A 20,190-nucleotide genomic window follows, 5' to 3' on the forward strand; every position below is an offset into this window, starting at 1 on the left:
TCGGGGTGGACGGGTTTCGGTGGGGGGCTGGAGGGGGGTGGGTCGGGGTGGACGGGTTTCGGTGTGGGGGCTTGACCGTTTGGGCTGTTCGGGGGTAAAGCGGAGGGGTTTGGGCGTGGTGGGCAGGGGTGGGGTGATGGGCGTGGGAAGGTGCGGGTTGGGCAGGGTGATAGTCACCTCGTCCGACCATCGTCCCGTCCGGTGAGCAGCGAAGGGTCTTCCATGCGAGTGCGCAAAGCCCTTGCCCTCGGCGCCGTCCTCTCCGCCGCCCTGGTCGCCACCGCACCCACCGCCGGCGCGGACATCGGTACCGGCGGCGGGGCCCGCCCCGCGCCCGCGTTGCCGTCCCGCGCGCAGGCCACCTGCGGGGACGGCAAGAGCCACGCCTTCCCCATCGGGGCCCGGATCCGCGGCGGACCGGCCGTGTACCGCACGGGCGGCGGCCCGCAGACCTGGTACCTGGACCTGACGAACACCACCGACTCCCGCTGCACGGACATCCACCCCGTCGTCGTCCTCACCGACAAGGCCCGCGCCCTGCGCCCCGCCCACCTGCGCATGGAGTTCGACACCCCGAACGGCACCCTCCCCGTCAGCCTGGAGCGGACCGACCGCGACGAGATCATCGCCGTCTTCGACGGCGGGTCCGCCTTCCCAGGTTTCACCGTCGCCGCGGGCGGCTCGCTGACCGTCCGGGTCGGCCTCGCCTTCGCGCCCGACGCGCCCACCGGTGAGGTCGTCGCGGACGCCGCCCTCGTGCAGCGCAAGGGCGACGACGGCGACTGGGTGGGCGAGGCGGGCGGCTACCGGTTCTCCGTCGAGGGCCCGGAGGACCCCTACGAGGCGGGCTCCCTCGCGCACACCGGCTCCCGCGAACGGGCGTACGGGATCGGGGCCGGTGCCGTGGCCGCCCTCACCCTCGGCGGCGGACTCGTGATCGGGGCCCGGCGGCTGCGCGGCCCCGCCCGCTGATCTCCGTACACCCGCCCCGCATAGAGTCCCAGGGTGGAAGAACAGACCCAGCACCACCGTCCCGGCTCGCCCGTCCGCTCCGGCATCCCGGAGCACGGCCGCATCCCGAAGTACTACGCCGTCAAGGCCCGCATCGCCGAGCTCCTCGACGAGCTCGGCGAGGGCGGATCGCTGCCCACCGAGCGCGATCTCGCCGAGCGGTACGAGGTGTCCCGCGAGACCGTCCGCCAGGCCCTGCGCGAGCTGCTGCTGGAAGGCCGCCTGCGCCGCGCCGGCCGCGGGACCGTCGTCGCCGGCCCGAAGCTGGAGCAGCCGCTGTCCCTGGCGAGCTACACCGAGGGCGTCCGCCGCCAGGGCCGCCGTCCGGGCCGTCACCTGATCGGGCTCGAGCGGTTCGCGTGCCCGCCCGACCTCGCCCCCGGCATCGGCGCCGAGGCCGGGGAGCCGGTCTGGCACCTGGAGCGCGTCCTGCTGGCCGACGACGAGCGGGTCGGACTGGAGAGCACGTACGTGCGGGTGGCCCGTGCGCCGCGGCTCGACATCGACTTCCAGCCCGACTCCTCCTTCTACGGATACCTCCGCGACCGGCTCGGCATCTCCTTCGGCGACGCCGACGAAAAGCTGGAGACGGTCCTCGCAACGCCCCGCGAGGCCCTGCTGATCGGCACGCCGCCCGCCCTCCCGATGCTGCTCATCCACCGCTTCTCGCGGGACCAGGACGGCCGGCCGCTGGAGCGGGTGCGTTCGCTCTACCGTGGCGACCGGTTCAGCTTCACGACCCGTCTGCGGCCCGAATAGTCCCGAGGGAACCACCCTTGCCTACCCCAAAAAGGACGTATCCTCATCACGGAACGGTAACGGGTCTAGTCCAAGCTTGGGGGGCTGTTCACCGGCGCGTCGTCCGCCGGATCCCCCCGGGTCACGGGCCGCGCCCACCGTGGACGGCGTGAGAGTCATAGTCGTCGGAGGCGGCGTGGTCGGCACCATGCACGCCTGGCAAGCAGTCCAACGCGGCCACGAGGTCGTCCAGATCGAGCGAGAGGCCGAGGCCCGCGGCGCGTCCCTGCGCAATTTCGGCCAGATCTGGGTCAGCGGACGGGCCGGGGGCGAGGAGCTCGACACCGCCCTGCGGGCCCGCGAGCTCTGGGAGCGCATCGGCGCGGAGGTGCCCGGACTGGGCTTCCGCGCCATCGGCTCCCTCACCCCCGTCCGCAACGCCCGTGAACACGCGGTCGCCGAGGCGGCCGCGGCCCGCCCCGACGCCGCCGCCCGCGGCTACAAGCTGGTCACCGCCGCGGAGGCCCGGGAGATCAACCCGGCCCTGCGCGGCGCCTTCGAGGCGGCGCTGTGGTGCGAGCGGGACGCGGCCGTCGAACCGCGCACCGCGCAGCTCCACCTGCGCGAAGCCCTCACGGCCGGCGGCCGGTACACCTTCCTCCCCGGGCGGGAGGTACGCGAGGTCGCGGGCCCGGGCGCCGTCCGCGACGACCACGGCGACGTCCACCGCGGTGACGTGGTCGTCCTGGCCACCGGGGCCTGGCTGTCCGGCCTGGTCCGCGAGCTGGTTCCCGACCTGCCCGTGCGCCGCGTCCGCCTCCAGATGATGCAGACCGCCCCGCTCGGCGAGCCGCTGACCACCTCCGTCGCGGACGCCGACAGCTTCCGCTACTACCCCGCGTACGCGTCCGGCGCCCTCGACGCGCTGGCCGCCGAGCAGGCACAGGCGCCGATCGCCGCCGCCCACAAGATGCAGCTGCTGATGGTCCAGCGCCTGGACGGCGGACTGACCATCGGCGACACCCACGAGTACGAGCACCCCTTCGCGTTCGACACCCTCGAAGACCCCTACGAGCACCTCGCCGAGGTGGTCGAGTCCTTCCTGGGCCGCCCCCTGCCGAAGATCAGGCACCGCTGGGCGGGCGTGTACGCGCAGTGCACCGACACCACCCGCGTCGTCCACCGCCAGCAGGTGGCCGACGGCGTCTGGCTGGTGACCGGACCCGGCGGGCGCGGCATGACCTGCTCGCCCGCCATAGCCGAGACCACCGCGAACGAACTGGGCTGGTAAGTCTGATGACCGAGCCGATGACCGAGCCGATGACCGAGCCGATGACCGAGCACCGCAAGCAGAACCTGATCGTCCTGGACATGGCCGGCACCACCGTCGCCGACGGCGGCCTCGTCGAGCGCGCCTTCGAGCGCGCCGCCGAGCGCCTCGGCGTCGAGCCGGGCAGCGCCGACCACGCCGGGAAGCTCCAGTACGTACGCGACACCATGGGCGAGTCGAAGATCTCGGTCTTCCGCCACCTCTTCGGTACGGAGGAGCTCGCCCGGCGCGCCAACTCCGCCTTCGAGGAGGCGTACGGGGAACTCGTCGACGGCGGCCTGATCGCCCCGGTCCCCGGAGCCCGCGAGGCCATCGAGAAGCTCCGCTCCGACGGCCGCACCGTCGCCTTGACCACCGGCTTCGCCCGCGTCACCCAGGACGCCATCCTCGACGCCCTGGGCTGGCAGGGCCTGGCGGACCTCACCCTGTGCCCCGCCGACGCGGGCGGCCGCGGCCGCCCGTACCCGGACATGGTGCTCGCCGCGTTCCTGCGCACGGGCGCCGTGGACGACGTACGGGAGATCGTCGTCGCGGGCGACACCGCCTACGACATGCTCAGCGGCCGCCGCTCCGGCGCCGGGACCGTGGCGGGCGTCCTCACCGGCGCCCACGACCGCGCGGCCCTGACCGGACACGGCGCGACCCACGTCCTCGGCTCCGTCGCCGAACTCCCGCAGCTGCTGGCGGAGCCGGCGTGAGCGGCATCCGCTTCGAGGGGGTCAGCGTCGCCTACGGCGGCCACACCGTCCTGGACTCCCTCGACCTGACCGTCGAGCCCGGCGAGGTGATGGCACTGCTCGGCCCCTCCGGCTCGGGCAAGACCACGGCGCTGCGGGCGGTCGCCGGTTTCGTACGGCCCGCCGCGGGCCGGGTCCTGATCGGCGGCCGGGACGTCACCGCGCTCCCGCCGCACAAGCGCGGCATCGGCATGGTCGTCCAGCAGTACGCGCTCTTCCCGCACATGAAGGTCGAGGCCAACGTCGCCTTCGGCCTCAAGGCCCAGAAGGCGCCGAGGGCCGAGATACCCGGGCGGGTCGCCGAGGCCCTGGAGATGACCGGCATGGCGGCCTTCGCCAAGCGCTACCCGCGCGAGCTGTCGGGCGGCCAGCAGCAGCGCGTGGCCATCGCCCGCGCCCTCGCCATCCGCCCGGGGGTGCTCCTGCTCGACGAGCCGCTGTCCGCGCTCGACGCGCAGCTGCGCTCCGGGATGCTCGCCGAACTGGCCCGCCTGCACCGCGAACTGCCCGACGTCTCCATCCTGTACGTCACCCACGACCAGGTCGAGGCGCTCACGCTGGCCGACCGGATCGCCGTCATGGACAAGGCCCGGCTCCAGGACTTCGGCACCCCGCAGGAGCTGTACCGGGCCCCGCGCACCGAGTTCACCGCGTCCTTCGTCGGCAACGCGAACCTGCTGCCGGTGACCGTGGCGGAGGCGGGCGCGGTCTTCGAGGGCCGCCCGCTGGCCCTCGACCGCGGCCGCGCCGTGCCGGGGTCCACCGCGACCCTGTGCGTACGGCCGCACCTGCTCGGCCTCGGTGACGGCCCGAACGCGCTGAGCGGGCGCATCGCCGAGGTCCAGTGGCGCGGCTCGACGCACCGGCTGTACGTCGACGTCGACGGCCACCGCGTGAAGGCGGACCTGCCCGAGCTGCGGGAGACACCGGCCCTGGGGGACCGGGTCACCTTGCACTTCGAGCCGCGCGACGCCGTGCTGCTGGCCGCAGGGGTGTCCGATGGCTGAGGCCCCGTCCGTGGCCGCCGGCCCGGCGGTCCCGGCCCAGGCCGGGCCCGCACCCGGCCCGGCCCCCGCCCCCGCCGGGGGAGGCGGTGCGCTTGCGGCCGACACCTCCCGGCGGGCGGTCCCCCGGTGGGTGTGGACGGTCCCGCCCGTCGCCGTGCTCGCGCTCGTCTTCCTCTACCCGCTCGCGCTGGTGGTCCAGCAGTCGCTCACGCCCGAGAACGGCGGCGGGGCGTTCGACGCCTACGGGCAGGTCTTCGCCTCGCAGGCCTTCCGCGAAGCGCTCGGCACCACCGTGTGGCTCGCCGTCGGAGCCACCGTCGGCTGTCTCGTCCTCGGCTTCGCGCTCGCGCTGGTCATCGCCTTCGTGCCCTTCCCGGGGGCCCGGGCCGTCGCGAAGTTCATCGACGTCTTCCTCTCCTTCCCCTCCTTCCTCATCACCCTCGCCCTGCTCTTCATCTACGGCACCGTCGGCATGGCCAACGGCGTGTGGACCGACTTCACCGGCGCCGCCGACGGGCCCTTCCACTTCCTGACCACCCCCTGGGGCGTACTGCTCGCGGAGATCACGTACTTCACGCCCTTCGTGATGCGCCCCCTGCTCGCCGCCTTCTCCCAGCTGGACACCGCCCAGCTGGAGGTCGCCGCCGGCCTCGGCGCCCGGCCCGCCCGGATCATCCGGCAGGTGATCCTTCCGGAGGCGCTCCCCGCGCTGGCCGCGGGCGGCAGCCTCGTCCTCGTCATGTGCCTCAACGAGTTCGGGATCGTCCTGTTCACCGGAGCCAAGGACGTCACGACCCTGCCGATGCTCATCTACGGCAAGGCCATCCTCGAATCCGACTACGCGGCCGCCTGCGTGGTCGCCGTCGTCAACATCGTGATCTCCGTCGGCCTGTTCGGCCTCTACCGGGTGGTGGGCAAGCGTGCTGGTGCATAGCAAGACGGGCCGCTGGGCCGTCTGGAGCCTCTTCGGACTCCTCTTCCTGCCCCTGTTCGCCCTGCCCCTGCTCGTCGTGGTCGCGGCCTCCTTCGCCACGCACTGGTCCGGCGCCTTCCCCTCCGGACCGACCACCGCGAACTACGCCTCCGCCGTGCAGGGCGAGTCCCTCCAGGCCCTGACCACCAGCCTGGTCACCGCCGTGGCCGCCAGCCTGCTCGCGCTCACCGTCGGCACCTGGGCGGCGCTGGCCGGCGCGGCGCTCGGCAAGCGCGGCGAGCGGTGCCTGGACGCGCTGTTCATGCTGCCCGTCGCCGTGCCGTCCGTGGTCGTGGGCCTCGCCGTGCTCGTCGCCTTCAGCCGGCCCCCGCTGCTCCTCAACGGCACCAGCTCGATCGTCATCCTGGCGCACACGATCCTTGTCACGGCGTTCGCCCACCAGTCGGTTTCGGCGGCGATCGTACGGCTCGACCCCGCGTACGAGCAGGCTGCGGCCTCCCTCGGCGCCCGCCCCGGCTACGTGCTGTGGCGGGTCAGGCTCCCGCTCCTGCTGCCGTCGCTCACCGCGGCAGCGGGGCTCTGCTTCGCCCTGTCCATGGGCGAGCTGAGCGCCACGATGATGCTCTACCCGCCGGACTGGATGCCCCTCCCGGTCCGGATCTTCACGGCCACCGACCGCGGTTCGCTCTTCAGCGGCTCCGCCGTCGCCGTGGTCCTGATGGCCACCACCCTGCTCGTCCTGCTGGCCGTCTCCCGCATCCGCACCAAGGCCTCCTACCGCTGACCTCGTACCCCCCGCTGATCCTCTGCCGACTCCCTTTTCCCGTAAGGAAGTTCCATGCCCAGCAAGCTCGTGCTCCGCACCGCAGCCGCCGTCACCGGCAGCCTCGCCCTCGCCGTCTCCCTCACCGCCTGCGGCGGCTCCACCACCGCCGACTCGGGCAAGGGCGCCGAGGAGAAGGTCGTCACCGTCTACAGCGCCGACGGCCTCAAGAGCGAGAAGGGCGACGGCTGGTACGACAAGGTCTTCGCCGATTTCACCAAGAAGACCGGCATCGAGGTCAAGTACGTCGAGGGCGGATCGGGCGAGATGGTGCAGCGCGCCGTCCGCGAGAAGACCAACACCCAGGCCGACGTACTGATCACCCTGCCGCCCTTCATCCAGCAGGCCGACGGCAAGGGCCTCCTCCAGGCCTACAGGCCCCAGGGCTCCGAGAAGGTCAACGGCGCCGACAAGGCCGCCGACGGCAAGTGGACCTCGGTCGTCAACAACTACTTCGGCTTCATCTACAACAAGAAGGAGCTCGCCGAGGCCCCCAGGACCTGGGAGGAGCTGCTGGACGCCAAGTACAAGGGCAAGCTGCAGTACTCCACCCCGGGCGTCGCGGGCGACGGCACCGCCGTCCTCATCAAGTCGATGCACGACTTCGGCGGCAAGGAGCCGGCGATGGAGTACCTGAAGAAGCTCCAGGCCAACAACGTCGGCCCGTCCTCCTCCACCAGCAAGCTGGCGCCGAAGACCGACAAGGGCGAGCTGCTCGTCGCCAACGGCGACGTCCAGATGAACTTCGCGCAGTCCAAGTCCATGCCGAACATCGGCATCTGGTTCCCCGCGAAGGACGGCGGCAAGCCCACCACCTTCGCCCTGCCGTACGCGGCCGGCCTCGTCGACAAGGCCCCGCACACCGAGAACGGCAAGAAGCTCCTCGACCACCTGCTCAGCGAGGAGGCCCAGCAGCTGGTCAGCGGGGTCGGCGGCGGCTTCCCGGCGCGCACCGACGTCAAGCCGACCGATGCCAACGCCGTCGAGCTCACCAAGATCATGACGGGTGTCGAGGTCTTCGAGCCGAACTGGGCCGACATCGACGCGAACCTCACCGCCTACGTCGACGCGTGGAAGTCGGCAACCGGCAGCTGACCGGTCACTTCCCGGACACCCTGGTCCGGAAAAGTGACGCTTGCATAACGGGTCTGGACCAAAATGCCCTTCGGTCCGGGCCCGGTGGCATGTCCCCGCACCTGTCCCCGCACCTTCGCCGCCCACCTGCTCCCCAGGAGGAGTACGTGTCCACTGCCCTGCCCGGACGACGCGTCATCGCCGTGACCGCATCCGCCGCCGCCCTGATCGCCGCCTCCGCCCTGGCCGCCCCGGCCGGCGCCGCGGACGCCGCTGCCGCCGCCAACACCGACAAGGTGCTCGTCATCGGCATCGACGGCGCGGTCCTCGACCGCGTCAAGGCGGCCAACGCCCCCTACCTGAAGGGCCTGATGGCCCAGGGCCTGACCGCCCGCAGCACCCTGTACGCGAACCCGATGGCCGCCACCTCCTCCGGCCCCGGCTGGTCCACCATCGCCACCGGCGTGTGGCCCGACAAGCACGGCGTGAAGGACAACTCCTTCGCCGGCAAGAACTACACGGCCTACCCGGACTTCCTGACCCGCATCGAGAACGCCAACCCGGCGCTCAACACGTACGCGGCCGCCGACTGGGAGCCGATCACCTCCACCGACGCGGGCGGCCCGATCTTCTCCGCCAAGGTCGACAAGCGCCTCTCCCTCAAGGGCGACCGCGACGGCTACGGCAGCGAGGACCCCAAGATCGCCGCCGCGGCCGCCGCCGAACTGCGCGACCAGAACCCGGACGCCGCCTTCGTCTACTTCGGCGAGATCGACATCGCCGGCCACTCCTACGGCGCCGCCAGCCAGCAGTACCTCGACGCGATCGGCCGCTCCGACAAGCTGATCGGCCAGGTGCTGACCGCCGTACAGAACCGCCCGACCTACGCCCAGGAGAACTGGAAGGTCCTGGTCACCACCGACCACGGCCACACCGACGCCGGCGGCCACGGCGGCTCCACCATCCAGGAGCGCGGCACCTTCGTCATCGCCAAGGGCGCGGGCATAGCCGCCGGTTCGGTACGGGACGACGTCAAGCTGGTCGACGTCGCCGCGACCGCGCTCGCGCAGGTCGGCGTCTCCACCGCCGCGCTGGACGGCGTCCCGCTGAACGCCCCCGACAGCGACCCCTTCGACACCCTGCGTCCGGGCCTGCGGGGCCGCGTGGACGAGACGGGCATCCCGGCCGGGGTGCAGGGCTTCACCCACACCCCGCCCGCGGGCTGGTCCGTCGACAACTCCCGGATGGGCACGGGCGGTGTCGCCGAGTGGGCCGGATGGGCCTTCGCGACCGACGAGTTCTGGAGCCGGGCCCAGCGCGACCAGTGGCGCGAGCTGAACGTCCGCTCCCGTGACGTGTTCGCCGTCGCCGACTCCGACGAGTGGGACGACAAGAGCCACACCGGCAGCTTCGACTCCACCCTGATCACCCCCAAGTGGGCCGTCACCGCAGGCACCGTGAAGACCCTGTCCTTCCAGACGCACTACCGCCACGAGGCCGGGCAGACCGCCCAGGTCCTCGTCTCCTACAACGGCGGTGCGCCCACCGTCGTCAAGAGCTACACCGCCGACGCGGTGGCCAGGGCCGAGTCCCTGAACCTCCAGGTCCCGGCCGGTGCCACGGACGTCCAGATCCGCTTCCGCTACAGCGGCAGCAACAACTGGTACTGGACCGTCGACAACGTCCGCCTGGGCTGAGCCCGGGCCCCGGGGTCCGGGCCGTGGACGCCCCGTACGTCCGCGACCGGGCCCCGATAGGGTGGTAGAGACCAGCGGTCAGACCAGAGGTCCCAGAGGTCAGACGCCACCGAGAGCGGAGAACAGTCCAGTGGCAGAGCGCAAGCCGATCGAATCCTGGCTCACCGACATGGACGGGGTCCTCATCCACGAGGGCACCCCGATCCCCGGCGCCGATGCCTTCATCAAGCGGCTGCGCGAATCCGGCAAGCCCTTCCTGGTGCTGACCAACAACTCCATCTACACCCCCCGCGACCTCCAGGCCCGCCTCAGCCGCATGGGCCTCGACGTCCCCGTCGAGAACATCTGGACCTCCGCGCTGGCCACCGCGAAGTTCCTCGACGACCAGCGCCCCGGCGGCACCGCGTACGTGATCGGCGAGGCCGGTCTGACCACCGCCCTGCACGACATCGGCTACGTACTGACCGACCACGAGCCGGACTACGTGGTCCTGGGCGAGACCCGCACCTACAGCTTCGAGGCCATGACCAAAGCGGTCCGGCTGATCAACGCGGGCGCCCGCTTCATCTGCACCAACCCCGACGAGACCGGCCCCTCCACCGAGGGACCGCTCCCCGCCACCGGCGCGGTCGCCGCGCTGATCACCAAGGCCACGGGCAAGACGCCCTACTTCTGCGGCAAGCCCAACCCGCTGATGATGCGCACCGGCCTGAACGCGATCGGCGCGCACTCCGAGACCAGCGCGATGATCGGCGACCGGATGGACACCGACGTGCTGGCCGGCCTCGAGGCGGGCATGCAGACCTTCCTCGTCCTCACCGGTCTGACCTCGGTCGAGGACACCGAGAAGTTCCCGTACCGCCCCACCAAGACGGTCGACTCGATCGCCGACCTGGTGGACCTCGTTTAAGTCGTTCGGCTGACACGTACGGCGCCGCTCCGGATGCGGAGCGGCGTGCCGCGCGTGAATCTCCTTGTTGAGGAGGTTCACCATGCGCAGTGTTCACATCGCTCTCCGTGCCGCCGGGGTGGCCGTCGCCCTGACGGCGTTCTCCGCGGTGACCGCGCCCACCGCCCTCGCGGGTGAGGAGGACCGGGGCGACCGCGGCGACCGCGGCAGCATCTCGGTCGAGCCGAATCCGGCCCACCCGGGATCGCAGGTCAAGCTGCGCGTCAACGGCTGTGACGGCACCAGGGGCGCGGCCAAGTCGTCCGTCTTCGTGGGGGACGCCGAGCTGTACGGACGCGAAGGCGGCCGCAGCCCGCTCTACGGCGAGGCGGTGATCAGCTCGCACGCCCAGCCGGGCCGGCACTCGGTGCGGGTGACCTGTGACGGCCACGACAAGGTCAGCGGCTCCATCGAGATCTCCCACCGGCGGCCGAGCCACCACGCCTCCCCGGTCTGGCCGGTCCACGCGGGCGGCGGCGGCATGTCCGCCGAACTCGCCGAGAACTCCCGGCCGGCCGCGGCGGCCAAGAAGGACGACCACGACGACGACGGGCCGGGGCTGCCGCACACGGTCATCGGCGCCGTCCTGGCCGCCGCGGCCACCCTGGCCGTCGCGGGCCGGGCGCTGGCCCTGCGCCGCCGCCGCAGCGGTGACTGAACGCGCGGCGATCGGGCGAGCGGCGCATGAACGAGTGGCGCACGAGCGAGGGGCGCATGAGCGAGGGCAAGTCCTCCGGCGGTGGCCGACTGCTGACCTTCGCCGCCTGGTCGGTGCTGGTCCTGGGCCTGTGGCTGTGGGGCCGGCAGATCACCGGGGTCCCGGCCCCGGTCGCCGGCCAGGCCGGCGGGGCGATGGGCCAGGCCCTGCCCGCGGCCCGCGCCCCGCTGAACGCCTCCCTGCCGCAGCGCGTCGACGTGCCCTCCATAGGCGTCCAGGCCCCGGTGATCTCCCGGGGCCTGGACGCGGACGGCGCGATCGAGCCGCCCCCGTACGACAGCCCGGGCACGGTGGGCTGGTGGAGCAACGGCGTGCAGCCGGGCGCCGCCGGGGCCGCGCTGATGGTGGGGCACGTGGACACGAAGTCCAAGCCGGCCGTGTTCTACGGGCTGAGTTCGGCCCAGCCGGGCGAGAAGGTACGGGTGGTGCGGGCGGACGGTTCGGTCGCCGAGTTCACCATCGAGGACGTACGGGTCTACGAGCGGGCGGCCTTCGACCCGCACAAGGCGTACGGCCAGCGGATCAGGGGCCGCGCCGAGCTGAGGCTGGTGACCTGCGGCGGTACGTACGACAAGGCGGCCAAGGAGTACACGGCCAACGTGGTGGTCTCCGCCTACCTGACGGGCGCCGGGCTCCGGCCGGGCACGGCGGCCTAGCCCCGCCCCGCGGGGCAAACGAAGAAGCCCCCCGCAGCTTTCGCTGCGGGGGGCTTCCTCCGTCTGTGCGCCGCCAGGGACTCGAACCCCGGACCCGCTGATTAAGAGTCAGCTGCTCTAACCAACTGAGCTAGCGGCGCTTGCTGACAGGGAAAACTCTACCCCACCTCGAGTGGTGCTCGTGACCAGCCACGCCCGCCTTGTCCGATTAACCCATGTTTGAGGGGTTTATCGTGCACGATATGTGTGGCCGTGCCGCATCTGATGACCCGCCAGATGCGGCCCTGGCTGACCAGTGGACGAGCAGGGGAGTGGACGGAACCGCATGACGATGCAGCCGCCGACGCATGTGCAGACGCCGATGCCGATGCCCGCTTTCGAGGAGTACGAGCCCGCGGGCGACTGCGCGTGCCGGGGGTGCGCCCAGCGCCGTCGCGCCCTCGCCCGCGCGCGGGCCATACCGCTGCGCGACGGGGGTCATCCCGCCGCCCGCGGGGCCCGCCGGGCGCTGGTCCTCGCCACCGCCGCCGGGGTGGTCCTGAGCGGTGGCGGCGCAGCCGCGGTGGCGGTCACCACCCCGGCGGCCGGGCCGGTGGCCCTGGACGATCCCGGCTCCCCGCAGGGCGGGCGCGCTCCGCTGCACGGCCCGAAGAAGGGGCCGGTCGGCAAGCCCGGGGCGCCCGCCGGGGTGAAGCGGATCGACCGGACGACGATCATCAACCGGGCGAAGCTGTGGCTGGACGCGAAGGTCCCGTACAGCATGTCCGAGTACTGGACGGACGGATACCGGCAGGACTGCTCGGGCTACGTCTCGATGGTCTGGAACCTTGGTACGAACGAGTGGACCGGCAGCCTCGACAAGTTCGCCACCAAGATCACCAAGGCCGAGCTGCTGCCGGGGGACATGCTCCTCTTCCACAACCCGGCGGACCCCAACAACGGCTCGCACGTGGTCATCTTCGGCGGCTGGGCCGACGAGACGCAGACGCACTACATCGCCTACGAGCAGACGCGGCCCACGACGCGCAAGCTGGCCACGCCCTACGGGTACTGGGCCAACGGGTCGAAGTACGTCCCCTACCGGTTCAACGGGGTCACGGGCGGGATCGTGCCCGAGCAGCCGGTGCCGGACCCGAAGCCGGTGCCGGACCCGAAGCCGGTGCCGGACCCGAAGCCGGGGGATTCGACGGTGTTCCCGGGCGCCGCGCAGTTCGGTCCGGGCCAGACCAACGACCACGTGGCCCGGCTGGGCCGGATGCTGATCGAGCGCGGCGCGTACCGGTTCTACCCGAAGGGGGTGGCGGACCGGACGTGGAGCGAGCACGACCGGCTGGCCACCCAGGCCTTCCAGGCGGCCCAGGGCTGGACCGGCGCCGAGGCGGACGGCGTTCCGGGCGCGCACACCTGGCGCCTGCTGGTCGAGCGCCAGGGCAGGGACATCCCGCCGACGGTGGAGGCAGCGCCGGGGCCGGGCGGGGTACGGGCCTACCCCGGGGCCGCGGTGTTCCGCCCGGGCCGGTCGCACGCGGCGATCGCCGCCCTCGGCCGCCAACTGATCAAGAAGGGCTTCGGCAAGCACTACACGTCCGGCCCGGGGCCGCGCTGGAGCGAGGCGGACCGCCGCAACGTCGAGGCCTTCCAGCGCGCGCAGGGCTGGCGCGGTGCCTCGGCCAACGGCTACCCGGGCCCGGAAACCTGGCGCCGGCTGTTCGCATGACGGAGGACACGATGTACCCCACGCACACCACCTCGGCCACGGGCACCTTCCGGGTACCGGCGGCGACCGGCCCTGTTCCCGCCGCCGCAGCCGCCCCTACACCCGCTCCCGCCCCTGTTCCCGCTCCCGCCCCTGTTCCCGTTCCCGGCCCCGCTCCGGCGCCTTCGCCGGTGCGGGGTGTCGCCGCACCCGCGCCCCGCGAGGCGGTTCCGGTTCCGGTCTCGGGCGAGACCTCGACCGGCTGGGCCACCGCCCCGGCGGTCCTCCTGGCGCCCGGCCCCGAGGTGCCGGCCGCCCGGGCCCAGGCCGAGCCCGAACCGGTGCACGCGGGCCTGGACATCCCGCACCCCCAGGACGAGGCGGCCCGCGCCCCGGTGGCCACCCTGCGCCTGCGGATCACCGACGCGGAAGCCGCCGCACCACCTCCGGAACCGGAGCCCGCGCCGGCGGCCCCGGCGACCGGGCCGCAGCCGGACCCCTGGCGCGTGCCGAGGCTGGCGGCGGCCGGGGCCGAAGCCGCGCCGCAGCCGGACCCCCGGCTGGCGCCCGTGCGGCCGAAGGCCGAAGCCGTACCGCAGCCGGACCCCCGGCTGGCGCCCGTGCGGCCGAAGGCCGAAGCCGTACCGCAGCCGGACCCCCGGTCCGTGCCGGAGGCGGCGGCCGAGCCCGGGCCGGCGTTCGCGGACCCGGACCCGGAGCCGGAGCCCGACCCCGGCCCCCAGCCCGAGGCCGTACGGTCCGGTGTGCCCGGCCCCGGGGTGGTCTCGATCGTCGCCCGGGCCGTCGCGCGCGCCCTGGTGGAGGAGGGCGACACCCGGGACACCCAACCCGCCCCGCCCGGCCCGCCGCTCCGCGGCGCCGCCGTCACCGAGGTGCCGGTGCACCTGCCGTTCCCCGGTGAGCGGACCGCCGCGCCCGCCGCCGAGGCCCGGGCCCAGGCCCCGGCCCCCGCCCCCCGGCCGCCGGCCACCCCCCGCCCCGCCCCCGGCCGCCGGGTCCCCCGCGGCGACGACCGGCTCCGGGAGCACCGCGGCCCGGTGCTCCCCGGCTGGATCGGCGTGGCCGTCGGCGGGCTCGCCCTCGCCGGCTGCACGGCCGTGCTCTGGCGGGCCGGGGCCGTCCCCGCCCCGCTCGTGGCCGCGTTCGGGGGCACCCCGCGCGCCTATCAGGGACTGCGCGCCACCCACTGGCCCCCGCTCGCCTTCCTCGGCATCGTCGCCCTCCTCGCCCTCGGCGGCCTCGGCCGCTCCCGCGCCGGCCATGCCTGGGTGCTCACCCTGTTCGGCCGCTACCGCGGCACCGTCCGCCGTACCGGACTCACCTGGATCAGCCCCCTGCTGCTGCGCCGCCGGGTCGACGTACGCCTGCGGCACTGGCGCAGCGAACCCATGCCCGCCGTGGACTCCGGCGGCCTCGCCCTCCAGGTCGTCGTGCAGGTCGTCTGGCAGGTCAGGGACACCGCCAGGGCCGCCCTGGCCGTAGCGGACCACGTGGAGTACCTGGCCGAACAGGTGGAATCCGCGATGGCCCGCGTGCTCTCCCAGCTCCCCGCCGACGCCTTCCACGAGGACGCCCCGACCCTGCGCGACGCCGAGGCCGTCGGCGACGCGCTGACCCGGATGCTGGCGGCGGAGACCGAGGCCGTCGGGATCGAGGTCTTCTCGGCCCAGCCGACCCGGATCGAGTACGCGCCCGAGGTGGCCGAGGCCATGCGCCGCCGCCGGGTCGCGGCGATCGACGCCAAGCACCGGGACTCCGTGCTGACCTCGGTCGTGGACGCCGTCGACGACACCGTCCACCGGCTCACCTCGCGCGGGCTCGTCGAGCTCGACGACTACGAGCGCAAGGCACTCGTGAAGGACCTCACCGTCGCCTTCTACACGGGGCGCTGCGAGTAGCGCGCCCGGCGGTACGGGACGAACGGGTGGCCGGATCCGACCGGACCACCCGTTCGTCCGTTGGTATGGACATGGCCAACTGCCGTCAATAGTCTGGAACTTGGTCTAGACCTAAGATCCGAACACCATCCCCACGCGTGCGCACGCTCTCGCCGAACTCCCCCCACGTTCAAGGAGCATCATGCGTCACCTCCGCATGCCCGGACGGGCGGGCGCCGCCGCGCTCGGCCTCGGCCTCGTCGCCGGAATCACCCTCCTCGGCGCCCCCAGCGCCAGCAGTCACGGCTACACCGACACCCCCATCAGCCGCCAGAAGCTCTGCGCCAACAAGACCGTCTCCGACTGCGGCGCCATCCAGTGGGAGCCGCAGAGCGTCGAGGGGCTCAAGGGCTTCCCGGCCGCCGGGCCCGCCGACGGCAAGATATGTTCCGCCGGCCTCCCGCAGTTCGCGGAGCTCGACAACCCGCGCGGCGGAGCCTGGCCCACCACCAGGGTGACCAGCGGGCAGAGCTACGGCTTCCGGTGGCAGTTCACCGCCAACCACTCCACCACCGACTTCAAGTACTACGTCACCAAGAACGGCTGGAACGGCACCAAGGCCCTCACCCGCGCCGACCTCGAGCCCCAGCCCTTCCTCACCGTCGCCTACAACGGCGCCCGGCCCGCCATGACCACCGTCCACCAGGGCTCCATGCCGAGCGGCCGGACCGGCCGGCACCTGATCCTGGCCGTCTGGACCGTCAACGACACGGCCAACGCCTTCTACGCCTGCTCCGACGTTCAATTCTGACGCTACGTCAGCTAATCTCCGGCGGCATGCGGACGACGACTGCACCCGAGACCGTCGCGGAGCTCGTGGCGCGCCAATGGGGCGACCACCGGCCGGGGCTGAAGTACGAGGACACCGGAACCGCCGTCCTCAGCCACCACCGGACCGCCCAGGAGGCCGCCGCGCGCGCCGCGCTCCTCGTCGACCTCATGCCCCCGGGGGCCGAGCCGCACCTCGGGGTCCTGCTGGACAACACCCCCGAGTTCCCGTTCTGGCTCGGCGCGGCGGCCCTCGCGGGGGCCGCCGTCGCCGGGATCAACCCCACCCGGCGCGGGGCCGAGCTGGCCCGCGACATCCTGCACACCGACTGCCGGATCCTGATCACCGAACCCGCCCACCTGCCGCTGCTGCGCGGCCTCGACCTGCCGGGCGTACGCCTCCTGGTCACGGGCACCGAGGAGTACGAGGCCCTGCTCGCCCCCTATGCCGCCGCCAAGCCCGGCGAGGCGGCGCTGGGCACCCCGGGCCCGGAATCCCGGCTGCTCCTCTACTTCACCTCCGGCTCCACCGGCGCCCCCAAGGCCGCCATCTGCACCCAGGGCCGGCTCGCGGCGGCCGGGTCCGCGCTGGCCCGCCGGTTCTCGGTCACCCCGCAGGACGTCCACTACGTCTGCATGCCGCTGTTCCACGGCAACGCGGTCATCGCCGACTGGCTGCCGGCGCTCGCGGGCGGGGCGTCGGTGGCGCTGCGCCAGCGCTTTTCCGCCTCGGCGTTCCTGGACGACGTACGGGCGTACGGGGCGACGTACTTCACGTACGTCGGGCGGGCCGTCCAGTACCTGCTGGCCACCGAGCCGCGCCCCGACGACCGCGAGCACACCCTGCGGCTCGGCTTCGGCACGGAGGCCGGAGCGGTGGACGCGGCGCGCTTCGCCGAGCGGTTCGGGGTCCCGCTGGTGGAGGGCTACGGGGCCACCGAGGGCGGCGCCTCCGTCCAGCGCACGCCGGACACCCCGCCGGGCGCGCTGGGCCGGGCGGGGGAGGGGGACGACCTGGCGGTGATCGACCCGCAGACGGGCGCCGAATGCCCGGCCGCGGTGCTGGACGCGGAGGGCCGCCTGCTCAACGGCTCGGCCGCCATCGGCGAACTGGTCAACCGGGGACGGAGCCTGTTCGAGGGGTACTGGCGCAACCCGGACGCGGAGGCCGCCCGTACGCGGCAGGGCTGGTACTGGACGGGCGACCTCTTCTTCCGCGACGCGGCGGGCTTCCTGTACTTCGCCGGCCGCACGGACGACCGGCTGCGGGTCGACAGCGAGAACCTGGCCGCGGCGGTGATCGAGAACATCCTGGCGCGGTGGGCCGACGCGGCCGCGGTCGCCGTCTACGCCGTCCCCGACGAGGTCGCGGGCGACCAGGTGATGGCGGCCGTCGCCCTGCGGGAGGGCGCGGCTTTCGACCCGTCCGCCTTCTCCGCGTTCCTGGCCGCGCAGCCGGACCTGGGCACGAAGATGTCCCCGCGGTACGTCAGGATCATGGAGACCATGCCCGTCACGGCCACGAACAAGGTCCACCGCGTGGCCCTGCGCCGGGCCGGCTTCCTCTGCCCCGACCCGGTCTGGCACCGCCCCCGGACCGGGCCCTACCGCCCCTTGTCCGAGCCGGACCTCGCCACCCTCCTGGCAGCGTACGAAGCCCAGGGCCGCCGCCCGCTGCTGGACCGCTAGGGCGCGCCGCCGTTGCCGGGGGCCGGCCCCCGGACCCCCGCGCCCCAAACGCCGGCGGGGCTGGATGTGGCTGAGCTGTGCCCGTACCTGCCACCCGCGGGTTGGATGGCGCTGCGCGCCCTTCTGGGCCGACGCCAGCCCAAATGGCACTGCGCGCACTTCCGAGCGGACGCCAGCCAAAAATCCAGCCCCGCCGGCGTTTGAGGCGCGGGGTCTGGGGCGGAGCCCCAGGTCTTTGAGCCGCGCCGGCGATTGAGGCGCGGGTTCGGGGCGGAGCCCCGGGCTTTGGGCCGGGCCCGGGGGTAGGGCTGGGCATACCCCCGGACACCCCCTGGGGCCATGGGGCGGCGGGGCCGCGGGGCCTACCTTGGGCCGATGGACGACACCTGGCAGAGCCTGAGCCGCGGCCGATACCTCCGCTCCGCAGGACCCTGGCGTGCCGCCGGATACCTGGCCGGCGGGGCACTCACCGGCATCCCGGCCCTCCTCGCCCTCGTCCTGCTCACCGGCACCGGCCTCCTCCTCGTCGGCCTGCCGCTGCTCGCCCTCGCCGGAATCCCCCTCGGCGCGCTCGAGCGCCGCCGCCTGCGGCTCATCGACCCCGACCCCGCCCCCACCCCCCACCGCACACCCGCCGAACCCGGCCTCGCCGCCTGGGCCCGGCTGCGCTACCGCGAACAGGCCACCTGGCGCGAGCTCGGCTACGCCGTCCTGCACGGCTTCCTGCTCTGGTGGGTGGACCTCGCCGCCCTCGGCATCCTCCTCGGCGTCCCGCTCCTCCTCCTGACCACCCCGCTGCAGCTCGCCCTCGCCGGTGACGGCGAGGTCAAGGTGCTCAAGACCTGGCTGATCACCGACTACCCCGCCACCTTCCTCTGCGCAGCCGCCGGCGCCCTCCTCCTCCCCGTCCTCCTCTATCCCCTCGGCGCGCTCGCCGGCGCCCGCGCCGCCCTCACCCGCGCCCTCCTCGCCCCCCGCGAGCGCGAGCTCCGCGGCCGCCTCGCCGAGGTCACCCGGTCCCGCGCCCGCCTCGTCGCCGCGTTCGAGGCCGAGCGCCGGCGCATCGAGCGCGACCTCCACGACGGCGCCCAGCAGCGGCTCGTCGCGCTGACGATGACCCTCGGCCTGGCCCGCCTGGACGCGCCGCCCGGCCCGCTCGCCGACCAGCTGGCCACCGCCCACGACGAGGCCGGCAAGGTCCTCGCCGAACTGCGCGAACTGATCCACGGCATCCACCCCCAGGTGCTCACCGACTACGGACTGCCCGGCGCCCTCGCCGACATCGCCGAGCGGTCCGCCCTGCCCGTGGACGCGCACATCGACCCCGCCCTGCCCCGCCTGCCCGAGTCCGTCGAGGCCGCCGCCTACTTCGGCGTCTGCGAGGCCCTCGCCAACGCCGGCAAGCACAGCGGCGCCGCCCGCGCCGCCGTCACCGCCCGGCACACCGGCGCCGCGCTGCTGATCGGCGTACGGGACGACGGACGCGGTGGCGCCGATCCGGCGGCCGGTTCCGGGCTGACCGGACTCGCCGACCGGATCGCCGTCCTCGATGGCACACTGACGATCACCAGCCCGCCCGGCGGGCCGACCGTCCTGAGCCTGGAGATCCCGTGCCCGGTGAGTCCCTGAGAGTCGTCCTCGCCGAGGACGGCGTCCTGCTCCGCGAAGGCCTCGTCGGTCTCCTGACGCGTTTCGGCCACCGGGTGGAAGCGGCCGTGGGCGACGCGGACGGGCTGCGCGCCGCCGTCGCCGCGCACGCGCCGGACATCGTCGTCACCGACGTACGGATGCCCCCGGGCTTCACCGACGAGGGGCTGCGCGCCGCCGTCGAGCTCCGGACCGTCCGCCCGGACCTGCCGGTGCTGGTGCTCAGCCAGTACGTGCAGCGCTCGTACGCCGCCGACCTGCTGGACTCCGGGGACGGCAGCGGCGTCGGCTACCTGCTGAAGGACCGGGTCGGGCAGGTGGAGCAGTTCCTCGACGCGGTGGTCGCGGTGGCCGGCGGCGGCACCGTGGTGGACCCGGAGGTCGTACGCCAGCTGCTGCGCCGGCGGCGCGACCCGCTGTCCGCGCTGACCCCGCGCGAGCGCGAGGTGCTGGGCCTGGTGGCGGAGGGGAAGTCCAACGGGGCGATCGCCCGGGAGCTGGTGGTGTCCGAGGCCGCCGTCGGCAAACACATCGGGAACATCCTGGGAAAGCTGGACCTGCCGCCCGCGGAGGAGACCCACCGCCGGGTGCTGGCGGTCCTCGCGTACCTCCGCCGGTAATGGTTTTGAGCACCCCAGAGGAGCAGGTAGTATTTTCTCTGTCAGCAGGCGCCGCTAGCTCAGTTGGTTAGAGCAGCTGACTCTTAATCAGCGGGTCCGGGGTTCGAGTCCCTGGCGGCGCACCTGTCCTTCGGGCGG

18 protein-coding genes and 2 tRNA genes are annotated in these 20,190 nt (G+C 73.4%); 19 read left to right on the forward strand and 1 reads right to left on the reverse strand.

Annotated features, from left to right (window positions below; all coding sequences use genetic code 11):
- Window positions 1–222: 222 nt before the first annotated feature.
- From ACIPUC_RS05520 to ACIPUC_RS05575, 12 genes are all read left to right on the forward strand, one after another.
- Window positions 223–972, forward strand: coding sequence for a hypothetical protein (locus ACIPUC_RS05520; RefSeq protein WP_446586914.1), 750 nt, complete (start codon window positions 223–225; stop codon window positions 970–972).
- 33 nt (window positions 973–1,005) lie between these two features.
- On the forward strand, window positions 1,006–1,770 hold the full coding sequence (locus tag ACIPUC_RS05525) for a GntR family transcriptional regulator (RefSeq protein ID WP_446586915.1): 765 nt from the start codon (window positions 1,006–1,008) through the stop codon (window positions 1,768–1,770).
- Window positions 1,771–1,918: 148 nt separating this feature from the next.
- A complete protein-coding gene (locus tag ACIPUC_RS05530) occupies window positions 1,919–3,040 on the forward strand; it encodes a TIGR03364 family FAD-dependent oxidoreductase (RefSeq protein ID WP_446586916.1) in 1,122 nt (373 codons plus the stop codon).
- Between the two features lie 5 nt (window positions 3,041–3,045).
- A complete protein-coding gene (locus ACIPUC_RS05535) occupies window positions 3,046–3,777 on the forward strand; it encodes a phosphonatase-like hydrolase (protein WP_446586917.1) in 732 nt (243 codons plus the stop codon).
- A complete protein-coding gene (locus ACIPUC_RS05540) occupies window positions 3,774–4,823 on the forward strand; it encodes an ABC transporter ATP-binding protein (protein WP_446586918.1) in 1,050 nt (349 codons plus the stop codon). Before ACIPUC_RS05535 ends, ACIPUC_RS05540 begins: the two co-directional genes overlap by 4 nt.
- A complete protein-coding gene (locus ACIPUC_RS05545) occupies window positions 4,816–5,757 on the forward strand; it encodes a 2-aminoethylphosphonate ABC transporter permease subunit (protein ID WP_446586919.1) in 942 nt (313 codons plus the stop codon). The genes ACIPUC_RS05540 and ACIPUC_RS05545 overlap by 8 nt, the downstream gene beginning before the upstream one ends.
- Window positions 5,744–6,541 (forward strand): ABC transporter permease, encoded by a 798-nt coding sequence (locus tag ACIPUC_RS05550; protein ID WP_446586920.1) that lies wholly within the window; start codon window positions 5,744–5,746, stop codon window positions 6,539–6,541. Before ACIPUC_RS05545 ends, ACIPUC_RS05550 begins: the two co-directional genes overlap by 14 nt.
- 54 nt (window positions 6,542–6,595) lie before the next feature.
- On the forward strand, window positions 6,596–7,675 hold the full coding sequence (locus ACIPUC_RS05555) for a 2-aminoethylphosphonate ABC transporter substrate-binding protein (RefSeq protein ID WP_446586921.1): 1,080 nt from the start codon (window positions 6,596–6,598) through the stop codon (window positions 7,673–7,675).
- 146 nt (window positions 7,676–7,821) lie between these two features.
- Window positions 7,822–9,351 carry an alkaline phosphatase family protein gene (locus ACIPUC_RS05560; protein ID WP_446586922.1) on the forward strand — a complete coding sequence of 510 codons (1,530 nt, stop codon included), beginning with the start codon at window positions 7,822–7,824 and terminating at the stop codon, window positions 9,349–9,351.
- Between the two features lie 130 nt (window positions 9,352–9,481).
- Window positions 9,482–10,261, forward strand: a complete 780-nt coding sequence (locus ACIPUC_RS05565) for an HAD-IIA family hydrolase (protein ID WP_446586923.1) — start codon at window positions 9,482–9,484, stop codon at window positions 10,259–10,261.
- Between the two features lie 82 nt (window positions 10,262–10,343).
- Window positions 10,344–10,958 (forward strand): hypothetical protein, encoded by a 615-nt coding sequence (locus tag ACIPUC_RS05570; RefSeq protein ID WP_446586924.1) that lies wholly within the window; start codon window positions 10,344–10,346, stop codon window positions 10,956–10,958.
- A 56-nt stretch (window positions 10,959–11,014) separates the two neighbouring features.
- The gene (locus ACIPUC_RS05575) at window positions 11,015–11,674 is read left to right on the forward strand and encodes a class F sortase (RefSeq protein ID WP_446587617.1); all 660 of its coding nucleotides are present in this window, start codon (window positions 11,015–11,017) and stop codon (window positions 11,672–11,674) included.
- Between the two features lie 66 nt (window positions 11,675–11,740).
- Here ACIPUC_RS05575 and ACIPUC_RS05580 read toward each other — a convergent pair.
- Window positions 11,741–11,814: transfer RNA gene (locus tag ACIPUC_RS05580), tRNA-Lys, on the reverse strand.
- 221 nt (window positions 11,815–12,035) lie between these two features.
- On the opposite strand from ACIPUC_RS05580, the gene ACIPUC_RS05585 reads away from it, so the two are divergent.
- The 7 genes from ACIPUC_RS05585 (at window position 12,036) to ACIPUC_RS05615 (ending at window position 20,174) form a co-directional block, all read left to right on the forward strand.
- Entirely contained in the window at window positions 12,036–13,391 is a 1,356-nt protein-coding gene (locus ACIPUC_RS05585) for a peptidoglycan-binding protein (protein ID WP_446587619.1), read from the forward strand.
- Complete coding sequence (locus ACIPUC_RS05590) at window positions 13,388–15,289, forward strand: SPFH domain-containing protein (RefSeq protein ID WP_446586925.1); 1,902 nt, start codon at window positions 13,388–13,390, stop codon at window positions 15,287–15,289. Before ACIPUC_RS05585 ends, ACIPUC_RS05590 begins: the two co-directional genes overlap by 4 nt.
- A gap of 196 nt (window positions 15,290–15,485) precedes the next feature.
- The gene (locus tag ACIPUC_RS05595; protein WP_446587621.1) at window positions 15,486–16,079 is read left to right on the forward strand and encodes a lytic polysaccharide monooxygenase auxiliary activity family 9 protein; all 594 of its coding nucleotides are present in this window, start codon (window positions 15,486–15,488) and stop codon (window positions 16,077–16,079) included.
- Between the two features lie 26 nt (window positions 16,080–16,105).
- Entirely contained in the window at window positions 16,106–17,785 is a 1,680-nt protein-coding gene (locus tag ACIPUC_RS05600) for an AMP-binding protein (protein WP_446586926.1), read from the forward strand.
- 375 nt (window positions 17,786–18,160) lie between these two features.
- A complete protein-coding gene (locus tag ACIPUC_RS05605; protein ID WP_446586927.1) occupies window positions 18,161–19,414 on the forward strand; it encodes a sensor histidine kinase in 1,254 nt (417 codons plus the stop codon).
- Window positions 19,396–20,052 (forward strand): LuxR C-terminal-related transcriptional regulator, encoded by a 657-nt coding sequence (locus ACIPUC_RS05610; RefSeq protein WP_446586928.1) that lies wholly within the window; start codon window positions 19,396–19,398, stop codon window positions 20,050–20,052. The genes ACIPUC_RS05605 and ACIPUC_RS05610 overlap by 19 nt, the downstream gene beginning before the upstream one ends.
- 48 nt (window positions 20,053–20,100) lie before the next feature.
- Window positions 20,101–20,174 (forward strand) — tRNA-Lys (locus ACIPUC_RS05615).
- The last annotated feature ends 16 nt before the right edge of the window (window positions 20,175–20,190 follow it).

The organism is Streptomyces sp. LARHCF249 (genome assembly GCF_052871255.1).